Raw genomic sequence first — 22,471 nt, 5'->3', positions numbered from 1 at the left:
TTACGGGATTTTGTCCTGCGAATCGCGCGCAGCCAGGGGGCTCCTTCCCCTTTTGCGGGGAACTTGCTAAGCCTATGCAGTAAAAAACCAGATTGGCCTGCGGCACTGTGCCAGAAGGTAGAGGAGTGATGATGCGGCGGATCGGTGCGCAGCTGCTAGCTGTTTTTGCTGTTTGTCTCTCTGCGTCCCAGGCTGCTGCCAGCATCCTGGGGAGTCAAGTCCCGAACGATGCGCACACGCACCACACCTTGCTGGACGTGGTGATTGTGCTGTTGCTTGTCGCCCTTTGCGCGGCGGTGGCCTTGCTCCTGCGGTCGCGGAGACTGCGCACGCAGGTTGAAGAGCAGGCGCAGGCGCTGAGGCAGGAGCTTGAGCAGCGCAAGGAGGCGGAGCGCCGTCTTCGTGAGCGCGAAGCCAGCCTGGGCGCTGTGCTCGGCAACACCGAATCCATTGTTTTCATCCTCGCGCCGGACGGCACCATCCTGCTCTCTGAGGGGCGCGGGCTCAAGAGCCTGGGCCTTTCCGAGGGAGCCCACAAGGGGCGTCGCTTCCAGGATCTTGGCCTTGGGCAGGCGGACTGGCTGGGCTATTATGAGCGCTGCCTGCGCGGCGAGCAGGTTCAGGACGTGGTGCGTCTTGCGGCCGGCGCGTTCCAGCTCCACGCGGAGCCGCTTCTCGCCCCGGACGGGACGGTTGAAAGCATCGTAGGCATCTTGATCGACGTCTCCGAGGCGGAATCCGTGCGCGCCAGTTTGGCGGAGAGCGAGGCGCGCTTCCGCTCTATTTTCGAGAACGCCCCGTACGCCATCGTCATTAATCGTATGAGCGACGGCTTCTATGTTGATGTCAACGCAGCGTTCGTGCGCAGCATCGGCCTCAGCAAAGAGGAGATCAGGAGGCTCGACCCGCAGACCCTCACCCGCATGTCGGCGGAGGAGTCCCTGGCCTATCGCCGCAGGATCCAGGAAGAGGGGGGGATTACGGACCAGACGGAGACAATCGTCCGGTCCGATGGGAGCGTGGCGCATGTTCTCTTTTCTTCCGCGCCCGTCACCGTCGGCGGAGAGCCTTGCATCATCTCCATCACCGTGGACATGACCTCGCGCAGGCAGGCGGAGTTGGCGCTGGCGCAGAGCGAGGAGAAATACCGGGCCATCTTCAACAATTCGCCCATAGGCATCTACCGCACCACCTTCAGCGGGCGCTTCGTGGAGGCCAATCCCACCCTGGCGCGCATGCTGGGCTATGCCAGCCGCGAAGAACTGCTGGCCAACGTGGTTGATCTGTCGCGCGACATCTATCCCACTCCATCAGAACGGAAGCGGTTCCTGGACGCGCTTCTGGCCACGCCCAAGGCCGTGAGCATGGAGATTGAATTCAAACGCAAGGACGGCAGCCAGCTCTTCGCCATCATACACGCCTCGCTGCAATATGATGAAGCCGGGAATCCCGCCTGGCTGGACGGAACCGTTGAGGACATCAGCGAGCGCAAGCGGGCCGAGGACGCCCTGCGCAAGTCCGAGTCCCTGCTGCGCGCCCTCAAGGCGTGCATTCCCGACCTTGTATGGCTGAAAGACTTCAACGGCGTGTATTTGAGCTGCAACCCCGCCTTTGAGCGCTTGTTCGGCGCCAAGGAGGCGAACATCCTGGGCCGCAGGGACCATGACTTCGTGGATGCGGAGCTGGCCGAATTCTTCCTGACCAACGACCGCAAGGCCATGGAGGCCGGTCGCCCTACGCGCAACGAGGAATGGCTGACGTTCCCGGATACCGGGTACCGAGGCCTTTTTGAGACCATCAAGACCCCCATGCGCGACGATTCTGGGGCGCTGGTGGGGGTGCTGGGCATTGCCCGCGACATCTCCGAGCGCAAGGAGCAGGAGCTGGAGCTCCGGCGCTGGAAACAGCGCTTCGAAATTGTCAACGCCGCGGCCCAGCACGTATTCTACGATCACGACATGCTGAGCGGTGATATCCAGTGGACCGGCGCAACCCAGGCCATGGTTGGCCTGTCGCCGGAGGAGATGAGCGGATCGAACCAGAAGTGGGCGGACCTTCTGCACCCGGAGGACGCTCCTGAGGTGCTGCGCCGGGCGGAGGAGGCGCGGGAGCGCTGCGGGCATTTCGTGTCCGAGTACCGCCTGCGCCATGCCGATGGGCATAACGTCCATGTGTATGAAAGCGGGGTGTACCTGCCGGACGAGACCGGGCGGGCCGGGCAGATGCTGGGCATCCTCCAGGACATCACTGAGCGCAAGGAGCGCGAACTGGAGCTCCAGCGCTGGATGCAGCGCTTCGACATCGTCAACACGGCGGCCCAGCATGTTTTCTACGACTACGACATGGCCAGCGACTCTGTCCTGTGGACCGGGGCCAGTCAGGCTGTGCTGGGGCTTTCGCCAGAGGAGCTGCACGGGCCGCTGCACAAGTGGGCGGACATGCTGCACCCGGACGACGCCCCGGACGTGCTGCGGCAGCTGGCCGAGGCGCACTTCGCTTGCGGCAAGTTTCAGGCAGACTATCGCCTGCGCCACCATGACGGCCATTACATATACGTGCACGAAAGCGGTGTGTTCCTGCCCGGCGAATCGGGCCGGCCCGTGCAGATGCTGGGCATTCTCCAGGACATCAGCGCGCGCAAGAACGCGGAACTTGCGCTGTCCGCCAGCGAAAAGATGTACCGCACCCTGTTCGAGTCCGCCGAGGACACTATCCTTGTTCTGGACGGCCAGCGCATTGTGGACTGCAACCGCAGCGCCATAACCCTTTTCGGCTGCGGCAAATCACTGCTCATGGGCAAGACCCCCGCGTCCCTCTCGCCGCCAAGGCAGCCGGACGGGACAGACAGCGTCGACGCCATGGAGCATGTGCTGGAACAGGCCGCCTCCGGCCAGCGCCTCAGGTTCGATTGGGTCAGCCGCCGGGCTGATGGAGCGTCTATTGACGTGGAGGTTTCGCTGACGCCCATGGACGTGGGCGACACGCGCTACCTGCTGGCGCTCCTGCGCGATGTGACGGCGCGCAGGCAGGCTGAAGACATGCTCAGGCAGTCGGAGGAGAAGTTCTCCAAGGTGTTTTCCCTGGCGCCGTATTGTATTTCGATTGTGAGTCTTCCGGACAGCATCTTCATGGACGCCAACGAGGCCTTTGAGCCCCTGACCGGCTATTCTGTCGAGGAAGCCCTGGGGCGCGGCACGCAGACCCTCGGTCTCTGGGTGGACCCGGCCCAGAGGCTTTTGTTTCTGTCGCAGCTTGAAAGTCTGGGCAAGGTGGTGGACTTTGAATTCCTGCTGCGGCGCAAGGACGGCGTGGTTCGCAATGCCCTCAATTCCGCACAGCTCATCGACATCGCCGGGGAAACCTGCCTGATCAGCCTCATCCGAGACATAACCGAGATGAAGCTGGTGCAGCAGAGCATGGTGCAGGCGGAAAAGATGACGTCCCTTGGCGGCCTGGCCGCAGGCATGGCGCATGAGATCAACAACCCCCTGGGCATAATCTTCCAGTCCGTGCTCGGAGTGCAGCGCCGTCTGGACCCGTCGATACCGGCCAACCGCAAGGAGGCCGCATTACTGGGCGTGGAGCTTGAGGCAGTGCATGAGTATATGGAGCGCCGCAACATCCTGCGCTACCTGGAAGGCATCCGCGAGGCCGGGCAGCGCGCAGCGGAGATCGTGCGCCACATGTTGAACTTCAGCCGCCGCAGCGACTCCGGCATAGTGGATCAGGATGCAGAGGCGCTGGTGCGCCAGGCCGTTTCCCTGGCGGAGAAGGACTACGACCTGAAGAAGAAGTACGACTTCAGACAGATCGACGTGCGCCTGGAGTTTTCCGAGGCGCTGCCGTCCATCCCGTGCATTCCCTCGGAGATCGAGCAGGTGCTGTTGAACCTGCTGCGAAACGCGGCCCAGGCCATGGCCGAGGCCAAGACTGTGGGCCCGGCCATCGTCGTGCGCGTGAATAAGGTTGGCGAGCATGCCGTCATTGAGGTGGAGGACAACGGCCCCGGCATTCCCCCGGACCAGTTGGGGCGGGTGTTCGAGCCCTTCTACACCACCAAGAAGGTGGGCGAGGGCACTGGCCTCGGGCTTTCCGTGTCTTATTTCATTATCACCGCCACACATCGCGGCGAGATGCGCGTTGTCTCTGAATTGGGCCACGGCACGCGTTTCACCATAAAACTGCCGCTGTCGCGCCGCCACGTCCAGGCCGCTGTTGCTGCCGATGTCGCGCCCCCCCCGACCGCAGCCAGTTGACGCGAAAAGCCCCGCCTGGACGTTCATCCGGGCGGGGCTTTGTTTCTTTTGACCACGGCTCAACGCCGCGCTGTCTGGTACTTGTGCGCCGGCTACGCGCCGCTCTTCATCTTCTCGATGAGGGCGCGCAGGCTCTGGGCCTGGCTGGCCAAGTCGCCAACGGCCTGGGCCGACTGGTTCATGGCGCTGGCGGTCTCGCCGGAGATGCGGTTGATGTCCTCGATGCTGCGGTTGATCTCCTCGCTGGCGGCGGACTGCTCTTCGCTGGCCGCGGCGATGGACCGCACCTGGTCCGTGGAGGTCTCCACCAGGGCCACGATCTCCTTCAGGGCAACGCCGGACTCGTTGGCCAGGCTGGTGGCCTGCTCGATGGTGACCACCGAGTGCTCCACGTTGTCCAGGTTCTTGCGCGCACCTTCCTGGATGCCGCGGATGGCGTCGCCCACTTCCTTGGTGGCGGTCATGGTCTTCTCGGCCAGCTTGCGCACCTCGTCGGCCACCACTGCGAATCCGCGGCCTGCGTCGCCAGCTCTGGCGGCCTCAATGGCGGCGTTCAGCGCCAGCAGGTTGGTCTGGTCGGCGATGTCGCTGATGACGTTCATGATCTGGCCGATGCCCTCGGCCTGCTTGCCCAGCACCGCCATGTCCTCCTTGAGGATCACGGACTTGGTCTGCACGGCGGTGATGCTCTCCACCGCGTGGGCAACGACCTTCGCGCCCTCCACGGCCTTGTTGCGGGCGTTGTGCGAGGAATCGGCGGCCTGGGAGGCGTTCTTGGCCACCTCAAGCACGGTTGCGTTCATTTCTTCCATGGCCGTGGCGGTTTCGGCCACGCGCTGGCTTTGCACTTCGGTGCCGCGGCTGGACTGCTCGATCTGGGCCGAGAGCTCCTCAGAGGCGGAGCTGATGATCTCCACGACCTTCTCCAGCTGAGTCGCTGCCTGCATCATGCCCTCGGCCTTGGCGCGTTCGGCCAGAGCCTTGGCCTCGTTGGCTTCCTTGGTGGCGATCTGGGCCAGGCGCGCCTGTTCGGCGGCCTCGGCGGTCTTCTGGTCGGCTTCGGCGATCTTGGCCTTCATGGTCTTCACCATGTTTTGCATTACTTCGTAAACGCCGCCCGCCTTCTTTTGAGCGCGGAAGGCCACGTCCAGGTCGCCCCCGGCGATCTTGCCCGCCACCTCATGCAGGTAGCCTGGATCCTCGCCCAACTGTCCCGACACGTTGGTGGTGATGATGAAGCCCAGGCCCACGGCGGTGACGAAGGCCAGCGCCATGACGATGTACATCATATTGGAGGCGGCGGTCGCATTCGCAGTGTTGCCGTCTGAAAGCTGCTTGGCCTGCGCCATCTTAAGGTCCATGAGCTTGTCGATGGAGTCCTGGTAGGCCCGAGCTACGGTGCGAACATCGCCGGTCATCAGCGCGCTGGCCTCTGCGGACTTGCCTTCAAGGACCAGGGCGATGAGCTTGTCCAGCACTGTGATATAGAGCTTGCGCTGTTCCTGCAGTTCGCCAAACAACTTTTTTTCTTCGCTGGTGGTAAGCGTCTTCTCAAATTTCTCGACGTTATCCTTGATGACGGCCCTGAACTTCTTGATGCTCTCTACCGCGTCTGTAGCTTCAGCCTTGTCCTTGGCGTGAACAGCCACAAGGGCGTTGACGCGGATGCGCTGGAAGCTGGTGGAGACGTCGGCGATCAGGCCCAGTGGAGCGGTGGCCTCCTCGTACAGCCTGGTGTCGTTGTTGTCGATTTCGTGCATTTTGTTGCTTCCGTAGAAGCCCACGCCCAGAGTGATGAGCGCGGTGAGAATAAAGCTTGCAAGCAGCTTGGTGCGAAGCTGGAGATTTCGCAGGGTGTTCATGACGGTTCGCTCCTGGTTGCGGTGAACAGTATTCGCTGTGGTTGTATCGTCGCGTTGTTGCGTACACTTTAGTGTTATTGTGTACGTATAGCGTGTCCCTTGAGAGAGTCAAGCTCTTCGACGGTAAGAACTTGGGCTGAATCCAGCAGGATGAGCAGCCGGTCATCGAGCCTTCCCACGCCGAGGATGTACTTGGAGTCCACCCCGGAAACCACGGCTGGCGGCGCATCGACCATTGATGAAGGCAGGCGCAGCACCTCGGAGACCGAGTCCACCAGGCAGCCCACCACGCCGCTTGCGAGGGCGAAGACCACGATGCGCGTCTGGCCGTCGGGGGCCTTGGTCTCCAGTCCGAAGCGCTTGCGCATGTCGATGATGGGGATGACCTTGCCGCGCAGGTTCAGGATGCCTTCCACAAAGGACGGGGCGCTGGGCACCTTGGTTATGCCGGTGTGGCGGATGATTTCCTGCACCGAGAGGATGTCCACCCCATACTCCTCCTCCGCCACCTTGAAGGTGACGAGCTGGAGCAAGGAGTCCCCGGAGATGTTGGCTGCGACGGTGGTCATGCCGCCTCCTCTCGTGTCAGCAGGCCCCGTGCGATTACCTGTTGCAGCGCAAGCATGCTGAAGTTCTGGGCGGTGTCAAAGGTCACGCCGGCCTCTTGGCCGTTCAGCCATTCCACAACGCAGGGGGTCGGCGGCAGAGACACGCCGTCCAGCGTGATGGTGTGGCGCAGCACGCAGCGTTCCCCGTGGCGCAGCAGCGTCTTCGCCGGGGCGCGCAGGCGCAGGCGGGCATTGTCTCCGCCCATGGAGATGAGTTCAGCCTTGTGCTCGGCAAGACCGGAAAGCTGGCAGGGCTGGTTGTGCCCGTATGCCAAAACCCGCAACGCCGGTCTGTCGTCTGTCTCGATCATCTGGTCCTCCTAGGTGTTCTGTAGGGAAAGCACCCGCGCGAAGGCGTCCACGCACCGCGGGCAGAAATGTGTTCCAGAGCGCTCAAGCACATGGGCTGCGGCGTCCGCCGGGGCAAGCCCGGGGCGGTAGGGCCGGTTCGAGGTGAGGGCTTCGTAGACGTCCGCCACGGCCAGGATGCGCGCTTCCAGAAGAATGGACTCGCCCGACAGGGCCTCGGGATACCCCGTGCCGTCGAAGCGTTCGTGATGCTGGCGCACGGCCTCGGCCACGGGGCCGTCGAAGGGTATGTTCTCCAGAATGCGGTGGCCGCCGATGGCGTGGCTCTTGATCTGCTCGAATTCGCTTGCGCTCAGGGAGCTGCGCTTGTTGAGGATGGCCTCATGCACGCCGATCTTGCCGATGTCGTGCAGAAGTCCGGCGATGAGCAGGGTGTCCAGCTCGTCCTTGCCAAGGCCCATAGCCTGGCCGATGTCTACAGCTACCCGCGCCACACGCTCATTGTGGCCGGCTGTGTATGGATCCTTCTCCTTCACCGCCAGGTTCAGGGAGTTGATGCTGGTCTGAAGCGCCGTCTCCAGCCGTTGCACTGTGTCCTGGTGCCTGCGCGACCAGCTCACGATCTCGCTCTCAAGCTCTTGGTTCCGGCTCTCCAATCCTTGCTGATACTGCCGCGAGTTCTTGCGGTCGCGCGCCTTGGCAAGCAGCTTGTCCACTGTCGTGCCAAGCAGGAGCATGTCGCTCAGGGGCTTGGTCAGGTAGTCCCAGGCGCCCATGCGCATGGTCTTCACGGCCTCCTCCACCGTGCCCGTGCCAGAGATGATGAGCACCGGAGTGTCGGGCGACTCCTCCGCCAGGTGGGCCACCACGAGGAATCCGTCGCCGCCGGGCATGCGCAGGTCGGAGAGGACGATGTCCGGCCTGTGCAGCCTGAACATCTCGAGCCCTAGGCCGCCGGTGTCGGCGTCCAGCACCTCGTGCCCAATGTCGGACAGAAAGTCGCATGTGGTCAGGCGCATGAGGGGTTCGTCGTCGATGCACAGGATCTTGGCCATGCTGGTGCTTCCTTGTTCGCAGGTGGATCTGGTGGCAGATACTCAAGTTGCGTGCCAAGGTTGAGCGTGCTTGAAATGTGTGTTTTTACAGGTGGTTGGCCGTATGCGGAGCGGGGGATGTGTCTTCGGAGATTCGGGATTCCTGAGCGGCTTGGTGCTTGGTTGCACTGAAAGATGTATAAATACAGTGAGTTGTTTTTGGGTCAGGAAAAGCTGATGGAATCAGGAAATCCTGATTCTGATTTTTTGCGGAGGCGGTGGGGCAGGGTTAATGGCGTTTCAGGCGTTCGCTCAACGATTGGGGGCTGATGCCCAGTAGCGCGGCGGCGGTCTTCTGCACACCGCTTGCGCGGCGCAGGGCCTCGGCCACCAGGGCGTCTGTGGCGGCGCGGATGGTGGGCAGAGCGGGCTGGGTGGTGAAGATGTCCTGGTGCGCGGCTTTGGCGGGTTCCTGATCGGGCAGGCCGCACAGCACCGGGAAGGCCTCCGGGCCGAGGGGCCGCCCCGGGGCGCACCGGCCAAGGGCGTCGTGGGCCAGGGCCTTGAGCTCGCGCACGTTGCCGGGAAAGCCATAGGCGCGCAGCCGCGCGGCAAGATCCGGGGAGCAGTCCGGGGCTTGGCGGCCCAGGGCGCGGCAGGCCTGGTCCAGAAAGTTGCGCAGCAGCAGCGCAATGTCCTCGGACCGCTCGCGCAGGGGGGGCAGGGCCACTGCGTGGGTGGCCAGGCGGAAGAAAAAATCGCTGCGAAAGGTCTGGCTTTGGCGCAGCTCCTCCAGGCGCCTGTTGGTGGCGGCCAGGATGCGCGCGCGCAGGGGCCGCACGCCGTCCGAGCCGAGCGGGTGGTACTCCCGTTCCTGCAACACCCGCAGCAGGCGGATTTGGGCCTGCTGGCCCAGGTCGCCCACTTCGTCCAGGAACAGGGTGCCGCCGGCAGCTTTTTCCATGAAGCCCTCGCGCGGGCGGTCCGCACCGGTGAAGGCGCCTTTCACGTGTCCGAAGAGCGTGTCGGAAAAGGCCTGGTCGTCCAGTCCGGCCACGTTCACCGCCACAAAGGGGCCGGGCCTGCGGCTGGACCGGTGCAGGGCCTGGGCCAGCAGTTCCTTGCCCACGCCGGTTTCGCCGGTGATGAGCACAGGTTCCGGGCTTTGGGCCACGGCTTCGCAGTAGCGGAAGATGTCGCGCATGCGCGGGCTCGCGGTCAGAAGTTCGGCGAAGTCTTCCGGGCGCTGCGGGCCATCGGCCAGGAAAGAGCGCGAGAGCATGGCGTTGCCGCGCTTCAGCGCAACGCGCTCCAGCGCCCGGTCCACTGCGTGGTCCAGAATGGCCATGTCGGTGATGGGCTTCTGCAGGTAGTCAAATGCTCCGGCGCGCAGGGCGCGGATGACGTCGTCCATCTGCCCCTGGCCGGAGACGATGATCACCGGGACTTCAAGATCAATTTGGCGGATGGCGGCGAGGACGGCGTGGCCGTCCATGGGCGACATGCGCAGGTCCAGGGTCACCAGGGCCGGTTTGCGCTGGCGGAAAAGCTCCAGCCCCGTTGCGCCGTCTCCGGCTTCCAGCACTTCGAAGCCGCGGTCGCGCAGGTGGTCGCCCAGGGTGAGTCGGAGCATGGGCTCGTCCTCAACGACGAGCAGGGGGGCGGGGGATTGCGGCTGCATGCTCAGGGTGTTCCGGGCAGGCCGTTGATGACGTCGAGGAAGCGGTTCATGTCGGTGACGGGTTTGATGAGCACGGCCTCGACGCCGTTTTCAGACAGGTCGCAGCCGGAAAGGAGGTCCAGGGAGCCCGTGTGGATGATGCAGCGCAGGCGCGGCTGGATGGCGCGGGCCTGCGTCATGAACGTGATGCCGTCCATGTCCGGCAGGCGTACGGCAACAATGGCGATGGTGAAGTGTTGGCTTCGCAGAGCATCCAATGCCTGCTGGGCGGTGCCAACTGCCGTGGGCCTGTAGTCCATGTCGGAGAGGAAGTCCGAGAGCGCTTCCCGCATGCGCAGTTCGTCATCCAGGACGAGGATGGAGTGTTGGTGCGGATTCAAATCTGACATTTGTTAACAATACACCTCATCTCGCCCTGTTGTCAAAGAGTTGGAAAGCGTTTCTGGAACGCAACGTACATGGTTGTGAACACGAAACCGCACATCGGTTTGTGCATTAATTTTCAGATGGTGGCATGTTTGGTCGGTAGTCCCCCTTGATCGTAAGCTCATGTCGTGGCATACGAACTATACGTAATACATCAGGTCGCAGGTTCGCTTGCAGGCGAGCATCGGCGCAATCTTCAGGAGGACCACCCATGACGAAGCGTACCCGCTCCGCGTTACAGCTGCCTCACGTTTCTCGCATTGCCCTCCTGCTTTTGCTGGCGGTTAGCCTGTGTGGTTGCGGCAAGGATGATAAGCCCGGCCAGGAAACCCCCGTTCCCGTCACCACTGCGGTCATTCAGTCCAAAACCGTGCCCCTGGTGGGAGAGTTCACGGGCCGCACGGACTCTGAGTCAACGGTGGAGCTTCAGGCGCGCATCAACGGCTTCCTCAAGAAGATCAATTTCAAGGAAGGCTCCCTGGTCAAGGCCGGGGATCTGCTCTTTGTCATTGATCCCGTTGAGCAGCAGAACACCCTGGCCAGGACCAGCGCCGACGTGGCCAAGGACAGGGCTTCCCTCGACTACGCGCGCAAGGAGCGCCAGCGGTTCGAGGCCCTGGTGAAGCAGGGCGCCGTGAGCCAGCAGGAATACGACGCCAAGGTGACCAACGAGCGCCAGTTGGCCGCCAGCGTCGCCGCCTCCTCCGCCACGGCCAGCGAGGCGCGCACCAACCTGGGCTACACCAAGGTTGTCGCGCCGCAGTCCGGGCGCATCGGCAAGAGTAATTTCAAGGTGGGCGACCTCGTTGGTCCGGGCCAGAACAGCCTGCTGGCGACCATCTCCGCCACGGATTCCTTCACCGTCACCTTCAGCATCAGCGAACGCGAATACCTGATGGTGGCCAAGGATTATATGGAGGCAAAGGCCAAGGGGCTGCCGCTCAACCCCTTCAAGTGCTCCGTCACCCTGGCTGACGGAAGCGTGTTCCCCCACGAAGGCCGCGTCGACATGGCTGACCGCGCCGTGGACCCCACAACCGGCACCCTGCCTGTGCGCGCCGTGTTTCCCAACCCCGAGGGCCTGATCAAGCCCGGCTTGTTCGCCAAGGTGCGCTTGCAGATGGGCGAGGTGGACAACGCCACCCTGTTGCCCGAGCAGGCCGTCAGCGATGTGCAGGGAACCAAGTTCGTGTTCGTGGTGGGCAAGGATGCCAAGGCCGAAAGCCGGCCAGTGACCCTTGGCCCCCGCGTGGAGGGCTCCTACGTGGTCATGCAGGGCCTGCTCCCCGGCGATACCGTCATCATCGACGGCTGGCAGAAGGTGCGTACCGGCTCTCCTGTGACCGCGACCCCGGCTTCCGCAGCGGCGCCGGCCAACCCTGCCGCACCTGCTGCCGCGGCTGCACCAGCAGCACCTGCGTCACCTGCTGCGCAGCCAGCCCCGGCAACGAAGTAGCCTAGCGACACGCGCCGGGGGCGCTCATTCTCCCCCGGCCGTTTTCTCAGGCTGTATTCACCAGGCGCACGCACCGCCACAAGGGAGCCCGGAATGGTCAATTTCTTCATCCAACGCCCCATATTCTCCGCAGTCATCTCCATCATCATCACCATCGTGGGCGGGCTTTGCATTGCTATTCTCCCTGTGTCGCAGTTCCCAAGCCGCATCTCGCCCTCCACGGTCCAGGTCACGGCCAGCTACAACGGCGCCAGCGCGCAGGTTGTGGAGGAGACCGTGGCTGCGCCCATAGAGCAGCAGATCAACGGCGCCCAGGGCATGCTGTACATGAACTCCGTGAGCTCCAATGATGGCCGCCTGGTGCTGAACGTCTCCTTCGAGGCCGACCGCGACCTTGAGCTGGCGACGGTGGACGTGCAGAACCGCGTGCAGCTGGCCCAGTCCAGCCTGCCGAGCGACGTGACCAAGTCAGGCGTCTCGGTCATGAAGCAGTCGCCGGACATCGTGTTGGTGGTGAACCTAACCTCGCCCAATGGCATGTACGATTCGCTGTTTCTTGAGAACTACGCGCGCATCAATATTGTGGACGCCATCAGCCGCATTCCCGGCGTGGGCAATGTGACCCTCATCGCGAACCTGACCTACGGCATGCGCGTGTGGCTGGACCCGAACAAGCTGTCGCAGCTAGGTCTTACGGCAGTGGATGTGGCGAACGCCCTTTCCGAGCAGAACGTGCAGGCCCCTGGCGGCCAGCTGGGTCAGCAGCCCGCGCCGGACAACGTGCTCAACCAGATCACTGTGCAGGTGAAGGGCCGCCTGGTAGAGCCGGAAGAGTTCGGGAACATCATCCTGCGCGCGGGCACAGGGGGCAATATCGTCCGCGTGAGGGACGTGGGCCGCGTGGAGCTGGGATCGGAAAGCTACCGGGGATTTTCGCGCCTCAACGCCAAGCCCACCTCCAGCCTCGTCATCTACCAGCTGCCCGGCGCCAACGCCATGGACCTTGCCAAGCAGGTGCGCGCCGTCATGGCCGACCGCGCCAAGGCCTTTCCAGAGGGCATAGAGTACAAGGTGCCCTTCGACACCACCCGCTTCGTAAGCGCCTCCATCGAGAGCGTGCTGCACACGCTGCTTGAGGCGGTGGTCCTGGTGCTCATCGTTGTGTTCATCTTCCTGCAGGACTGGCGCGCCACGTTGATTCCCATGATAACCGTGCCCGTGGCGCTCATAGGAACCTTCGCCTTCTTCCCGCTCCTGGGGTTCTCCATCAACACCATAACGCTCTTCGCCATGGTGCTCGCCATCGGCATTGTCGTGGATGACGCCATCGTGGTGGTGGAGGCGGTGCAACATAAGATTGATCATGAAAAGCTATCGCCCATCGAGGCCACCAAGAGCGCCATGTCCGAAGTGGCCGGGCCCATCGTGGCAATTTCCCTGGTGCTCATGAGCGTGTTTCTGCCCGCTGCCTTCATGAGCGGCACCACGGGCCGGCTGTATCAGCAGTTCGCCGTCACCGTGGCCGTGTCCGTGGCCATCTCGGCCATCAACGCCCTGACCTTGAGCCCGGCCCTGTGCGCCCTGCTGCTGCGGCCCGGCACCACGAAGACGGGCATCCTGGCCCGGTTCTTCGGCGCGTTCAACCGCGGCTTCGACACGTTCACCAGAGGATACGGCGCGTTGGTGAAGAAGGGCATCCGCATGTCGGCCATCGTGCTTTTGGGGCTCCTGGGCGTCGTGGCCGCCACCGGAGGCGTCATCAAGGTTCTGCCCACGGGCTTTGTGCCCAGCGAGGACATGGGCTACTACATCATGAGCGTGAACTTGCCCGAGGCAGCCTCGCTCAAGCGAAACGATGCGGTGGTGCGCAAGATTGAGGACGTGCTCCTCAAGGACCCGGCAGTGGCCGACACCATCGTCATGGGTGGTCTGAACATTCTGACCAACGGCTACAGCTCCTACACCTCCTGCGTGTTCGTGGTGCTGAAGCCCTGGGAGGAGCGCAAGACCAAGGAACTCTCGCTGCCTGCCAGCATCAAGCGCGCCCAGGCCGCCTTCAACCAGATGCCCGAGGCGCGCATTCTCTGCATTCCGCCCCCCACAGTGCCCGGCATGGGCAGCACCGGCGGCTATCAGTTCGAGCTGCAGGACCGCAGCAGCAAGTCCATAGCTGAACTGGGCAAGAACTCCGCCATTTTGTGGAAGACCGCCATGGAATCCAAGTCTGTGGGCGGCATGTTCACAGACTTCAGCGTCAACGTCCCGCAGTACTACTTTGATGTGGATCGCGACAAGGTGAAGTCGCAGGGCGTTGTTTTGAACGATGTGTTCAGCACGCTGCAAATCATGCTCGGCGGAAAGTACGTCAACGACTTCAACAGGTTCGGGCGCACATACCGGGTGATGCTCCAGGCCGAGCCCCAGTATCGCTCCACGGAAGAAGACATCGCGCGGTTCTTCGTGCGCAACGGCGCGGGCAACATGATGCCGCTAAGCACCCTGGGCCTGGGCACATACATAAAGGGACCGGAGTACATCCGCCGGTACAACCTGTATCGTTCGGTTGAGTTCACCTCCGGCGCGGCGCCCGGATACAGCTCCGGCGATCTCATCAACGCAGTGGAGCAGGCTGTGGCCAAGACCGCGCCCCAAGGCTATGGCATGGAATGGACAGGCATCGCCTTCCAGGAGAAGCAGGCCGGTTCCCAGGCCGTCATCGCCTTCGGCATGGGGCTGTTGATGGTCTTCCTGGTGCTGGCAGCGCAGTACGAGTCCTGGTCCATCCCCTTTGCCGTCATCCTGTCCATCCCCACCAGCGTGCTGGGCGCCATGAGCGCGCAGTTGCTGCGGGGCTACGACAACAACGTCTACGCGCAGATAGGTCTGGTGGTGCTCATCGGCCTGGCGGCCAAGAACGCCATTCTCATCGTCGAGTTCGCCAAGATGAAGCGAGAAGAGGGGCTTTCCACAAACGAAGCCGCACTGGAAGGCGCGCTGGCGCGCTTCCGGCCCATCCTCATGACGAGCTTCGCCTTCATCCTGGGCGTGGTGCCCCTGGCCCTGGCCAGCGGCGCGGGCGCTGCCGCGCGCAACACCATGGGCACTGCGGTGTTCGGTGGCATGCTCATGGCAGTGGTCTTGGGCGTGGTGCTCATTCCGGTGCTGTACAGCGTCATCCAGGGTTTGTCGGACCGCTTCGGCAAGAAGCCGGTAGCCGGGGAGCCAGGCGCGAAGGCCGACCAGCAGGAGGCGACCACCCGGCATGGCTGATTCACTGGGGCCGCGCACGGGGCTCACCGTCTCGGTGCACCGGCTGCTCTTGCGGCGCCTGCTGGGCATGACGGCGCTCATCTGCGTGCTTCTGGCCGGGGCGGTCTATGTGCAGCTTTACACGCGGTACGATGACGCCATTATTGAGAGTTCCCTGCGCGGGGCCGAGGATTTCCGCAGTGTGATTCTGCCCCTTTTAGACCAGCCCAGCCTGGATGCAAGGGGCATTCAGGCTGGGCTGGACTCGCTTTCCGGCGGCGCGCGGCGGGCGACTCTGGGCTACACCGTTTCAGCGCGCATCCTCGACGCTGATTCAAGAATTCTGGCCCAGCGCACCGCCACAAGCTACCAGTTCGCCCACGAAGTGGCCGCCTATCTGGATGCGCACCGCTTCGCCTTCGCCCCTGGCGAAGCAGTGCAAAGCCGGGCTCTTGTGCGCATCGGCGGCAAGCCGCACCTGCATCTGGCCGTCTCGCTGAACGACAGCCGGGGCAGGGTGGCCGCCTACGCCGAGAGCATCTACGCCGTGTCCGACAAGGTTGTGGAGGACATCGCCAGCAGCATGGCGCGCACTATCGGCATGGTGGTGCTGGTGGTGCTGGCCACCTCGCTTTTGCTCTATCCCGTCATCATCCGGCTTCTGCGGCGCGCCACGGATCTTTCCGTGCACTTGCAGGAGGCCAACCTGGAGACCCTGCGCGTGCTCGGCAGCGCCATCGCCAAGCGCGACAGCGACACGGACCGGCACAACTACCGCGTGACCATTTATTCCGTGCGTCTGGCCGAGGCCCTGGAGCTTCCAGCCGAGGCCATCCGCCCATTGATTAAGGGCGCCATGCTGCACGACGTGGGCAAGATCGGCATCCGCGACGCGGTGCTGCTCAAGCCCGGAGCCCTGACGGACGAGGAATACCGCGAGATGCAGGTCCATGTGCAGCACGGGCGCGACATCGTGTCCCAGGCCAGCTGGCTTTCCGATGCCGTGGATGTCATCAGCGGACATCATGAGCACTACGACGGGTCAGGGTACGACCAGGGCAAGGCGGGCGTGGATATCCCCCTTGGCGCGCGGTTATTCGCCGTGGCGGATGTCTTCGACGCCCTGACATCCCGCCGCCCGTACAAGGAGCCCTTCGCCTTCGAGGAGGCCATGCGCCTGCTGGAACTGGGGCGCGGCGTGCAGTTCGATCCCCTGGTGCTCGACGCTTTCCTGCGCATTTCGCAGGATCTGTATGACAAGACGGCGGGCAGCGGCGAGGCCGAACTCAAGGCAGCCTTGAGCCGGATTTTTCAGACCTACTTCACCGGCGACATCGAGACCATGATGGAAGGCATGGAGCAACTGCTTTCGGGCAGAAGGCTGTCCCGCCCCCCTGTGCCCTCCTGACTCCCTCCTCTCGAAGATCCTGCGTCCTCTCTGGATGGCCTTTGCGGCCAAAGCCCGCCAGAGAGTCTCTTGACGGCTCTTCCGGGGGGCTGCGTTGATCCTGCTTGCTTCGACGCGCGCTGGCCGCCTGGCCCTTCATCGTTGATTGAGAAGTCGGACCCAATGGCTTGACTCTCTTGTGTGTAAGTATTAATTCATTCGAACGAATGAATTGTAGCGCCAGGCGTCAGGAGACCATATGAAGCGACAGCAAGCACAAGGCACCGAAAAGGAAACCCGCAGCAGGCTCATTGAAGCGGGTTTGAAGCTCTTCGGCCTGCACGGGTTCGAGGCCACCAGCACCCGCGCGCTGGCCCAGGCGGCCGGGGTGAATCTTTCGGCCATTCCGTATCATTTCGGGGGCAAGGAAGGGCTGTATCGCGCAATGCTTGAGCACATCGTGCGCGTCAAGTTGACCGAGATAGGGCCTGGCATGCTCTGCGTTATGGCCACCTGCGGCAACCCCAAGGCCGGGCGCGAGGAACTACTGGAGGCCATGCGCCAGCTCGTGCGCACCATGGTCTCCGTGATGCTCGGAAGCCCGGAGTCGCGCTCCTTCAGCCAGATCATGATGCAGGAGCAGATCGCGCCCACAGCGGCCTTCGGCCTGTTTCACGACGGCTTCTTCGCCAAGGTCCATGGGGTCTGGACCGCCCTCATGGGCAGGCTGCTGGGGGTGCCGGATTCCCTGGAGCTGCGCCTGCGCGCCCTTGCGGTCATGGGGCAGATGGTCATCTTCCGCGTGGGCATGACCGGCATCTTGAGGGTAGTGGGCGGCGACAAACTGACCGATGAGCATTTGGAGACCATCACGCGCCTGTGCATCCAGCAGGTGGAGGCCATTGTTGCGGGCTGCGCGTCCGCATTGCCTGAGGGGCCCGCGCAACCTGCACAGACGGAGGCCGGCATATGAACAGGAAGCGGATTCTGCTGATTTTAGCCCTGGCCGTGGCCTGCGGGGTCACGTGGGCCGTGGTGCGCAAGAACGGCGATGCGGGCAAGGCCCTCAAGCTCTACGGCAACGTGGACATTCGCGAGGTGGAGCTTTCGTTCCGCGTTCCGGGCCGGGTGGCCGAGGTGCGCGTGGACGAGGGCGACACGGTGAAGGCGGGCGATGTGCTTGCCGTGCTGGACGCCCAGCGCTACCGCGACGCCCTGGCCAAGGCCGTGGGCGACCGCGACGTGGCCGCCGCCAACATGTCCAAGTTCCGGGCGGGCTACCGCCTTGAGGAAGTGGCCCAGGCCAGGGCCACGGTGGACCAGGTGGAGGCCCAGGTGGAGAACGCCGTGCGCGTTGCCCGGCGCCGCGAGGAGCTGCTCAAGAGCGGGGCTATCTCCGCCCAGGAGCGCGATGACGCCGTGGCCCAGCGCGACGCCCTGCTGGCCCAGCTGCAGAGCGCCCGCAAGGGACTGCAACTGCAAGCCTCCGGATTTCGTGCCGAGGAAGTGCTAGGCGCGGAGGCTCAGCTGCGCGCGGCCGAGGCCTCCGTGGCTGCTGCCATGACCGACCTTGCGGATACTGAGATCATCGCCCCCTCCGACGGCCAGGTACTGTCCCGCGTGCGCGAGCCCGGGGCCATGGCTGCGGCTGGGGCCAACGTCCTCGTCCTGTCGCTCAACAAGCCCGTTTGGGTGCGCGCCTACGTGCCGGAGCCCTCCCTGGGCAAGGTCCATCTGGGCATGGCCGTGAATGTCTACTCCGACAGCCGCCCGGACAAGCCATACTCCGGCACGGTGGGCTTCATTTCGCCCGTTGCGGAGTTCACGCCCAAGAACGTGGAGACCGAGGCTCTGCGCACGGACCTGGTGTATCGCCTGCGCATCGTGGTGGACGACCCGGACCAGGGCATCCGCCAGGGCATGCCGGTGACAGTGATCGCCGCCCCTGCGGCCGCTTCGGCCTCGGCTCCGTCCACTTCGGCTTCGTCCACGCCGGCCCCGGCAGCCGCCCCGGTGTCGAACGCAACCAGGACGTCCGGGCAATGAGCGCCCAGCCTTTAGACGCAAGGCTGGTCAGCGCGCCCGCAAGCCCGGCCTCGGTCCTCATCGAAGCGCAGGGGCTGGCAATGCGCTACGGTTCTTCCGCCACCCTTGCGCTGGAGGGCATCACCGCGAGCATCCGGCCAGGACTCATCACCGGACTGGTGGGGCCGGACGGGGCTGGCAAGACCACACTCATGCGGCTCCTGGCCGGGCTTGTGGACGCGAGCCAGGGCAGCCTCAGGGTGCTGGGCCTGAATCCGGCCACGCAATCGCGGGAGCTGCACGCGCGCATCGGCTACATGCCGCAGAAGTTCGGCTTGTACGAAGACCTCACCGTGGCCGAGAACCTGCGGCTCTATGCCGAGGTGCGCGGCCTGCCCGCAGCGGAGCGCGCCGCCACCTTTGACCGGCTGCTGGGCTTCACGGGCCTAGCCTCCTTCACCTCGCGCCTGGCCGGACGGCTTTCCGGCGGCATGAAGCAGAAGCTCGGCCTGGCCTGCGCCATGATCAAAAGGCCTGAGCTGCTCCTGCTCGACGAGCCCAGCGTGGGAGTGGACCCCATCTCAAGGCGCGAGTTGTGGCGCATGGTGCGCGAGCTGGCCGACGACGGCATCGGCGTGGTCTGGAGCACCTCGTACCTGGATGAGGCCGAGGGCTGCGACGAGGTGCTGCTGCTCTCCGGCGGGAAAATGCTGTTTGTCGGCAAGCCGACAGACCTGACGGGCCGCGTGCAGGGCCGCGTGGTGCAGGTGCGTGGAGCCTCGGACCCCAAGGGCGGCAGCCGCCGGGGCGTGCTGCGCCGCGCTCTGGGATTGCCGGGCATCATCGATGGGGTCATTCAGGGCCGTCATGTGCGCCTGGTGCTGGCCAAGGATGCGCCCTTGCCGGATCTTTCCGCCATGCGCGCCGGGCCGCAGGCTGAGCTTGTGCAGGTTGCGCCGCGTTTCGAAGACGCCTTTCTGGACATTCTGGGCGGGGGGCCGGGCGGGGTTTCGGCCCTGGCGGAGCGCATGGCCAACAAGCCGCCCAACGAGAACAGCCTGGTGGAGGCGCGGGGGCTCACCAAGCGCTTCGGCGACTTCACCGCCGCGCGCGACATCACCTTCGCCATCCGCCAGGGCGAGATCTTCGGTCTGCTCGGCCCCAACGGCGCTGGCAAGTCCACGACCTTCAAGATGATGTGCGGGCTGCTCAAGCCCACGGCGGGCCAGGCGCTGGTGGACGGCCTTGTGTTGGGCAAGAGCAAGGGGGCGGCGCGGGAGCGCATCGGCTACATGGCCCAGAAGTTCTCCCTCTACGGCACCTTATCCGTCCGCCAGAACCTGGATTTCTTCTCCGGGGTCTACGGCCTTGAGGGCGCTGTGCGCAAACGGGCGGTGGAGGGCATGATCGAAACATTCGGCCTTTCGCCGCACCTCTCCGCCTCCGCCGATGAGCTGCCCCTGGGCTTCAAGCAGCGGCTGGCGCTAGCCTGCGCGGTGATGCATGAGCCCGCCGTGCTCTTTCTCGACGAGCCCACCTCCGGCGTGGACCCCATCACTCGCCGCGAGTTCTGGACGCACATCAATGGCATGGTGGAGCGCGGCGTCACGGTGATGGTCACCACGCACTTCATGGACGAGGCCGAGTACTGCGACCGCATCGGCCTGGTGTACCGGGGGCGCGTCATCGCCATGGGCTCCCCCGACGACCTGAAGGACGGGGTGCGCGGGCCGGATTTGATAGAGCCCAGCCTGGAGGACGCCTTCGTGACTCTGGTTGAGAAGGACGATCAGGACCAGGCGCAGGGCCTGAACAGAGAGGTTGCGGCATGAGAAGTCTGGCCGCCCGGCGGCTTTCGGCCATCATGGTCAAGGAGATGCTGCAGATCGTCCGCGACCCCTCGTCCATCCTCATCGGATTCATCCTGCCGATCTTCCTGACCCTGCTTTCCGGCTATTCCACCAATCTAGACCTCGATCACTTGCGCATCGGCCTGGTCATTGAGGACTCCTCGCCCGAGGCCCAGGACTTGGCGGCCTCGTTCCTGGCCACCAAGTATTTCGACGCCCGCGTGGGGCGCGACCGCCGGGAGTTCGCCGATGACATGACCTCCGGCAAGGTGGCCGGGATTGTGGTCATTCCGCAGACCTTCAGCCGCGACATGGCCCAGGCTTCGGCCAGCGTGCCCTTTCAGATCATCGCCGACGGCTCCGTGCCCAACACAGCGCAGTTTCTTCAGAATTACGCGCAGGGTGTCTGGCTATCGTGGATGGATGTGCGTGCGGAGAGCAAGGGGGCCAAGTTCGCCCAGCCCGTGCATCTGGCGCCGCGCACCTGGTTCAACCAGGAGCTGGTGAGCCTGAACAGCCTGCTGCCCGGCGGCATGGCCATCAACCTGACGCTCATCGGCGCGCTTCTGACCGCCTTGGTTGTGGCCCGCGAATGGGAGCGCGGCACAATGGAGGCCATGCTGGCCACGCCCGTTGGCCCCTTTGAGATGCTGTTGGGCAAGCTGGTGCCGTACTTCCTGCTGGGCATGGCGGCCATGTTCATCTGCCTGGGCATAACCCTGCTCTTGTTCCATGTGCCGTTTCGGGGCAGCATTCTGGCGCTCATGGCCGTGTCCGCGGTTTTCATGATTTCGGCCCTGGGCTTGGGCTTGTTCATCTCCTCGGTGGCGCGCAACCAGTTCGTGGCTGCGCAGGCCGCCATCCTGGCTGCCTTTCTGCCCGCCTACTTCCTGTCCGGCTACGTGTTCGAGCCCTCTGGCATGCCGCTGCCCATCCAGCTTTTGTCCCGCGCCATTGCGGCGCGCTACTATGTGTCCTGCCTCAAGACCTTGTTCCTGGTGGGCGATGCCTGGCCGCTGCTGCTGCCGAACATGGGCGGCATGGCGCTCATCGCCGCGGTGCTGCTGGGCCTGACCCTCAAGAACACAGCGAGGAAGGTGGCATGAACTACGCCCGCATCAAAGCGCTGGTCATCAAGGAGCTGCTGGCCGTTCTGCGCGACCGCAAGAGCCGCGTGGTGCTTATTCTGCCGCCCATCCTGCAGCTGACCATCTTCGCCTTTGCCGCCACGCTGGAGGTCAAGAACATCGAGCTGGCCCTGCTGGACAAGGACGGCGGCAAGGCCGCTGTGGAGCTGGCGCAACGCTTCCGTGGCTCGCCCTCCTTCACCAAGGTGTTCCCCCTGCGCGGACAGGAGGACGTGGCCCCGACCCTGGAGGATGAGAAGGCCATGGCCGTGCTGGTCATCGACCAGAATTTCTCGCGCGATGTGGCCGCCGGACGCCCGGCTGAGGTGCAGTTCCTCCTCGACGGACGCCGCAGCAACGCAGCGCAGATAGTGCAGGGCTACGCCCAGCGGATAGTTGAACAGTACAACCGTGACCTGGTGGCGCGCTACAATTTGCCGCCCCCGCCAGCCACGCTCGTTGCGCGCAACTGGTTCAACCCGAACCTCGACTATCTGTGGTTCACGGTGCCGAACCTCATAGGCATGCTGACCATGGTGGTGGGGCTCATCGTTACGGCGCTTTCCGTGGCGCGGGAGCGGGAGCTGGGCACCTTCGACCAACTGCTGGTCTCGCCCTTGTCGCCGGGTGAGATTCTTGCGGGCAAAACCCTGCCGGCCATGATCCTTGGCGTGGTGGAGAGCGTGCTTATCGTGGCTGTGGCTATACTGGCCTTTGGCATCCCCTGCCAGGGCTCGCTTTGGGTGCTGGCCCTGAGCATGGTGCTCTACCTGTTCTCTGTGGTGGGCTTTGGGCTCTTCATCTCATCCTTGTGCAACACGCAGCAGCAGGCCATCCTGGGCACCTTCACCTTCATGATGCCCGCCACGCTGCTTTCCGGCTTCGCAACGCCCATCGAGACCATGCCGAAGCTATTGCAGATCGTGTCCCTGGCCAACCCGCTGCGGCACTTTCTGGTGGCCGTGCGCGGCATCATGCTGAAAGGAATGCCGCTTTTGACCGTCCTCGACACCATCTGGCCGCTTCTGGTCATCGCCGTGGCTACCCTGGCCCTGGCCGGCTGGTTCTTCCGCAAGGGGCTGGGCTAGGCTGGGGTTGGTTTTAGCGTGGTAGTAGGGACTGCTGGCGCTTGGGATTGTTGAGCCGCCGTCTCGACGCTAGCGCTGAGATGCTGCCCTGTTCTCTAAAGCGTCAGAGCCGT

15 protein-coding genes are annotated in these 22,471 nt (G+C 64.0%); 9 read left to right on the top strand and 6 right to left on the bottom strand.

What is annotated here, in order from left to right:
• The first annotated feature begins 257 nt into the window (after positions 1-257).
• Positions 258-4,256: a PAS domain S-box protein gene (locus Q8O35_RS04565; RefSeq protein WP_305571090.1), complete on the top strand. Its 3,999-nt coding sequence runs from the start codon at positions 258-260 to the stop codon at positions 4,254-4,256.
• Positions 4,257-4,348: 92 nt separating this feature from the next.
• Here the strand turns inward: Q8O35_RS04565 and Q8O35_RS04560 are convergent, their stop codons facing one another.
• From Q8O35_RS04560 to Q8O35_RS04535, 6 genes are all read right to left on the bottom strand, one after another.
• Positions 4,349-6,118, bottom strand: a complete 1,770-nt coding sequence (locus Q8O35_RS04560) for a methyl-accepting chemotaxis protein (RefSeq protein WP_305571088.1) — start codon at positions 6,116-6,118, stop codon at positions 4,349-4,351.
• A gap of 74 nt (positions 6,119-6,192) precedes the next feature.
• On the bottom strand, positions 6,193-6,687 hold the full coding sequence (locus Q8O35_RS04555) for a chemotaxis protein CheW (RefSeq protein WP_305571086.1): 495 nt from the start codon (positions 6,685-6,687) through the stop codon (positions 6,193-6,195).
• A complete protein-coding gene (locus Q8O35_RS04550; protein WP_305571084.1) occupies positions 6,684-7,037 on the bottom strand; it encodes a hypothetical protein in 354 nt (117 codons plus the stop codon). The genes Q8O35_RS04555 and Q8O35_RS04550 overlap by 4 nt, the downstream gene beginning before the upstream one ends.
• Before the next feature lie 9 nt (positions 7,038-7,046).
• Positions 7,047-8,090 carry an HD domain-containing phosphohydrolase gene (locus tag Q8O35_RS04545; RefSeq protein ID WP_305571082.1) on the bottom strand — a complete coding sequence of 348 codons (1,044 nt, stop codon included), beginning with the start codon at positions 8,088-8,090 and terminating at the stop codon, positions 7,047-7,049.
• A gap of 268 nt (positions 8,091-8,358) precedes the next feature.
• A complete protein-coding gene (locus tag Q8O35_RS04540; protein WP_305571080.1) occupies positions 8,359-9,750 on the bottom strand; it encodes a sigma-54 dependent transcriptional regulator in 1,392 nt (463 codons plus the stop codon).
• 2 nt (positions 9,751-9,752) lie between these two features.
• A complete protein-coding gene (locus Q8O35_RS04535; RefSeq protein WP_305571078.1) occupies positions 9,753-10,139 on the bottom strand; it encodes a response regulator in 387 nt (128 codons plus the stop codon).
• 248 nt (positions 10,140-10,387) lie between these two features.
• Here Q8O35_RS04535 and Q8O35_RS04530 point away from each other — a divergent pair, with 248 nt between their 5' ends.
• The 8 genes from Q8O35_RS04530 (at position 10,388) to Q8O35_RS04495 (ending at position 22,358) form a co-directional block, all read left to right on the top strand.
• Positions 10,388-11,632, top strand: a complete 1,245-nt coding sequence (locus tag Q8O35_RS04530; RefSeq protein ID WP_305571076.1) for an efflux RND transporter periplasmic adaptor subunit — start codon at positions 10,388-10,390, stop codon at positions 11,630-11,632.
• Between the two features lie 93 nt (positions 11,633-11,725).
• Positions 11,726-14,902: an efflux RND transporter permease subunit gene (locus Q8O35_RS04525; RefSeq protein WP_305571073.1), complete on the top strand. Its 3,177-nt coding sequence runs from the start codon at positions 11,726-11,728 to the stop codon at positions 14,900-14,902.
• On the top strand, positions 14,895-16,289 hold the full coding sequence (locus tag Q8O35_RS04520; protein WP_305571071.1) for an HD-GYP domain-containing protein: 1,395 nt from the start codon (positions 14,895-14,897) through the stop codon (positions 16,287-16,289). The genes Q8O35_RS04525 and Q8O35_RS04520 overlap by 8 nt, the downstream gene beginning before the upstream one ends.
• A 238-nt stretch (positions 16,290-16,527) precedes the next feature.
• Positions 16,528-17,241 (top strand): CerR family C-terminal domain-containing protein, encoded by a 714-nt coding sequence (locus Q8O35_RS04515; protein ID WP_305571069.1) that lies wholly within the window; start codon positions 16,528-16,530, stop codon positions 17,239-17,241.
• Positions 17,238-18,314 carry a secretion protein HlyD gene (hlyD, locus tag Q8O35_RS04510; protein WP_305571067.1) on the top strand — a complete coding sequence of 359 codons (1,077 nt, stop codon included), beginning with the start codon at positions 17,238-17,240 and terminating at the stop codon, positions 18,312-18,314. Before Q8O35_RS04515 ends, hlyD begins: the two co-directional genes overlap by 4 nt.
• A complete protein-coding gene (locus tag Q8O35_RS04505; RefSeq protein ID WP_305571065.1) occupies positions 18,311-20,125 on the top strand; it encodes an ATP-binding cassette domain-containing protein in 1,815 nt (604 codons plus the stop codon). The genes hlyD and Q8O35_RS04505 overlap by 4 nt, the downstream gene beginning before the upstream one ends.
• Positions 20,122-21,249, top strand: coding sequence for an ABC transporter permease (locus Q8O35_RS04500; RefSeq protein ID WP_305571063.1), 1,128 nt, complete (start codon positions 20,122-20,124; stop codon positions 21,247-21,249). The genes Q8O35_RS04505 and Q8O35_RS04500 overlap by 4 nt, the downstream gene beginning before the upstream one ends.
• A complete protein-coding gene (locus Q8O35_RS04495) occupies positions 21,246-22,358 on the top strand; it encodes an ABC transporter permease (RefSeq protein WP_305571061.1) in 1,113 nt (370 codons plus the stop codon). The genes Q8O35_RS04500 and Q8O35_RS04495 overlap by 4 nt, the downstream gene beginning before the upstream one ends.
• Positions 22,359-22,471: the final 113 nt, after the last annotated feature.

Origin of the sequence: Humidesulfovibrio sp., from assembly GCF_030689645.1 — a bacterium.
GTDB lineage: Bacteria > Desulfobacterota > Desulfovibrionia > Desulfovibrionales > Desulfovibrionaceae > Humidesulfovibrio.
The sequence above is the reverse complement of the archived record's forward strand: the minus strand, read 5'-3'. Positions and strand labels throughout refer to the sequence as shown.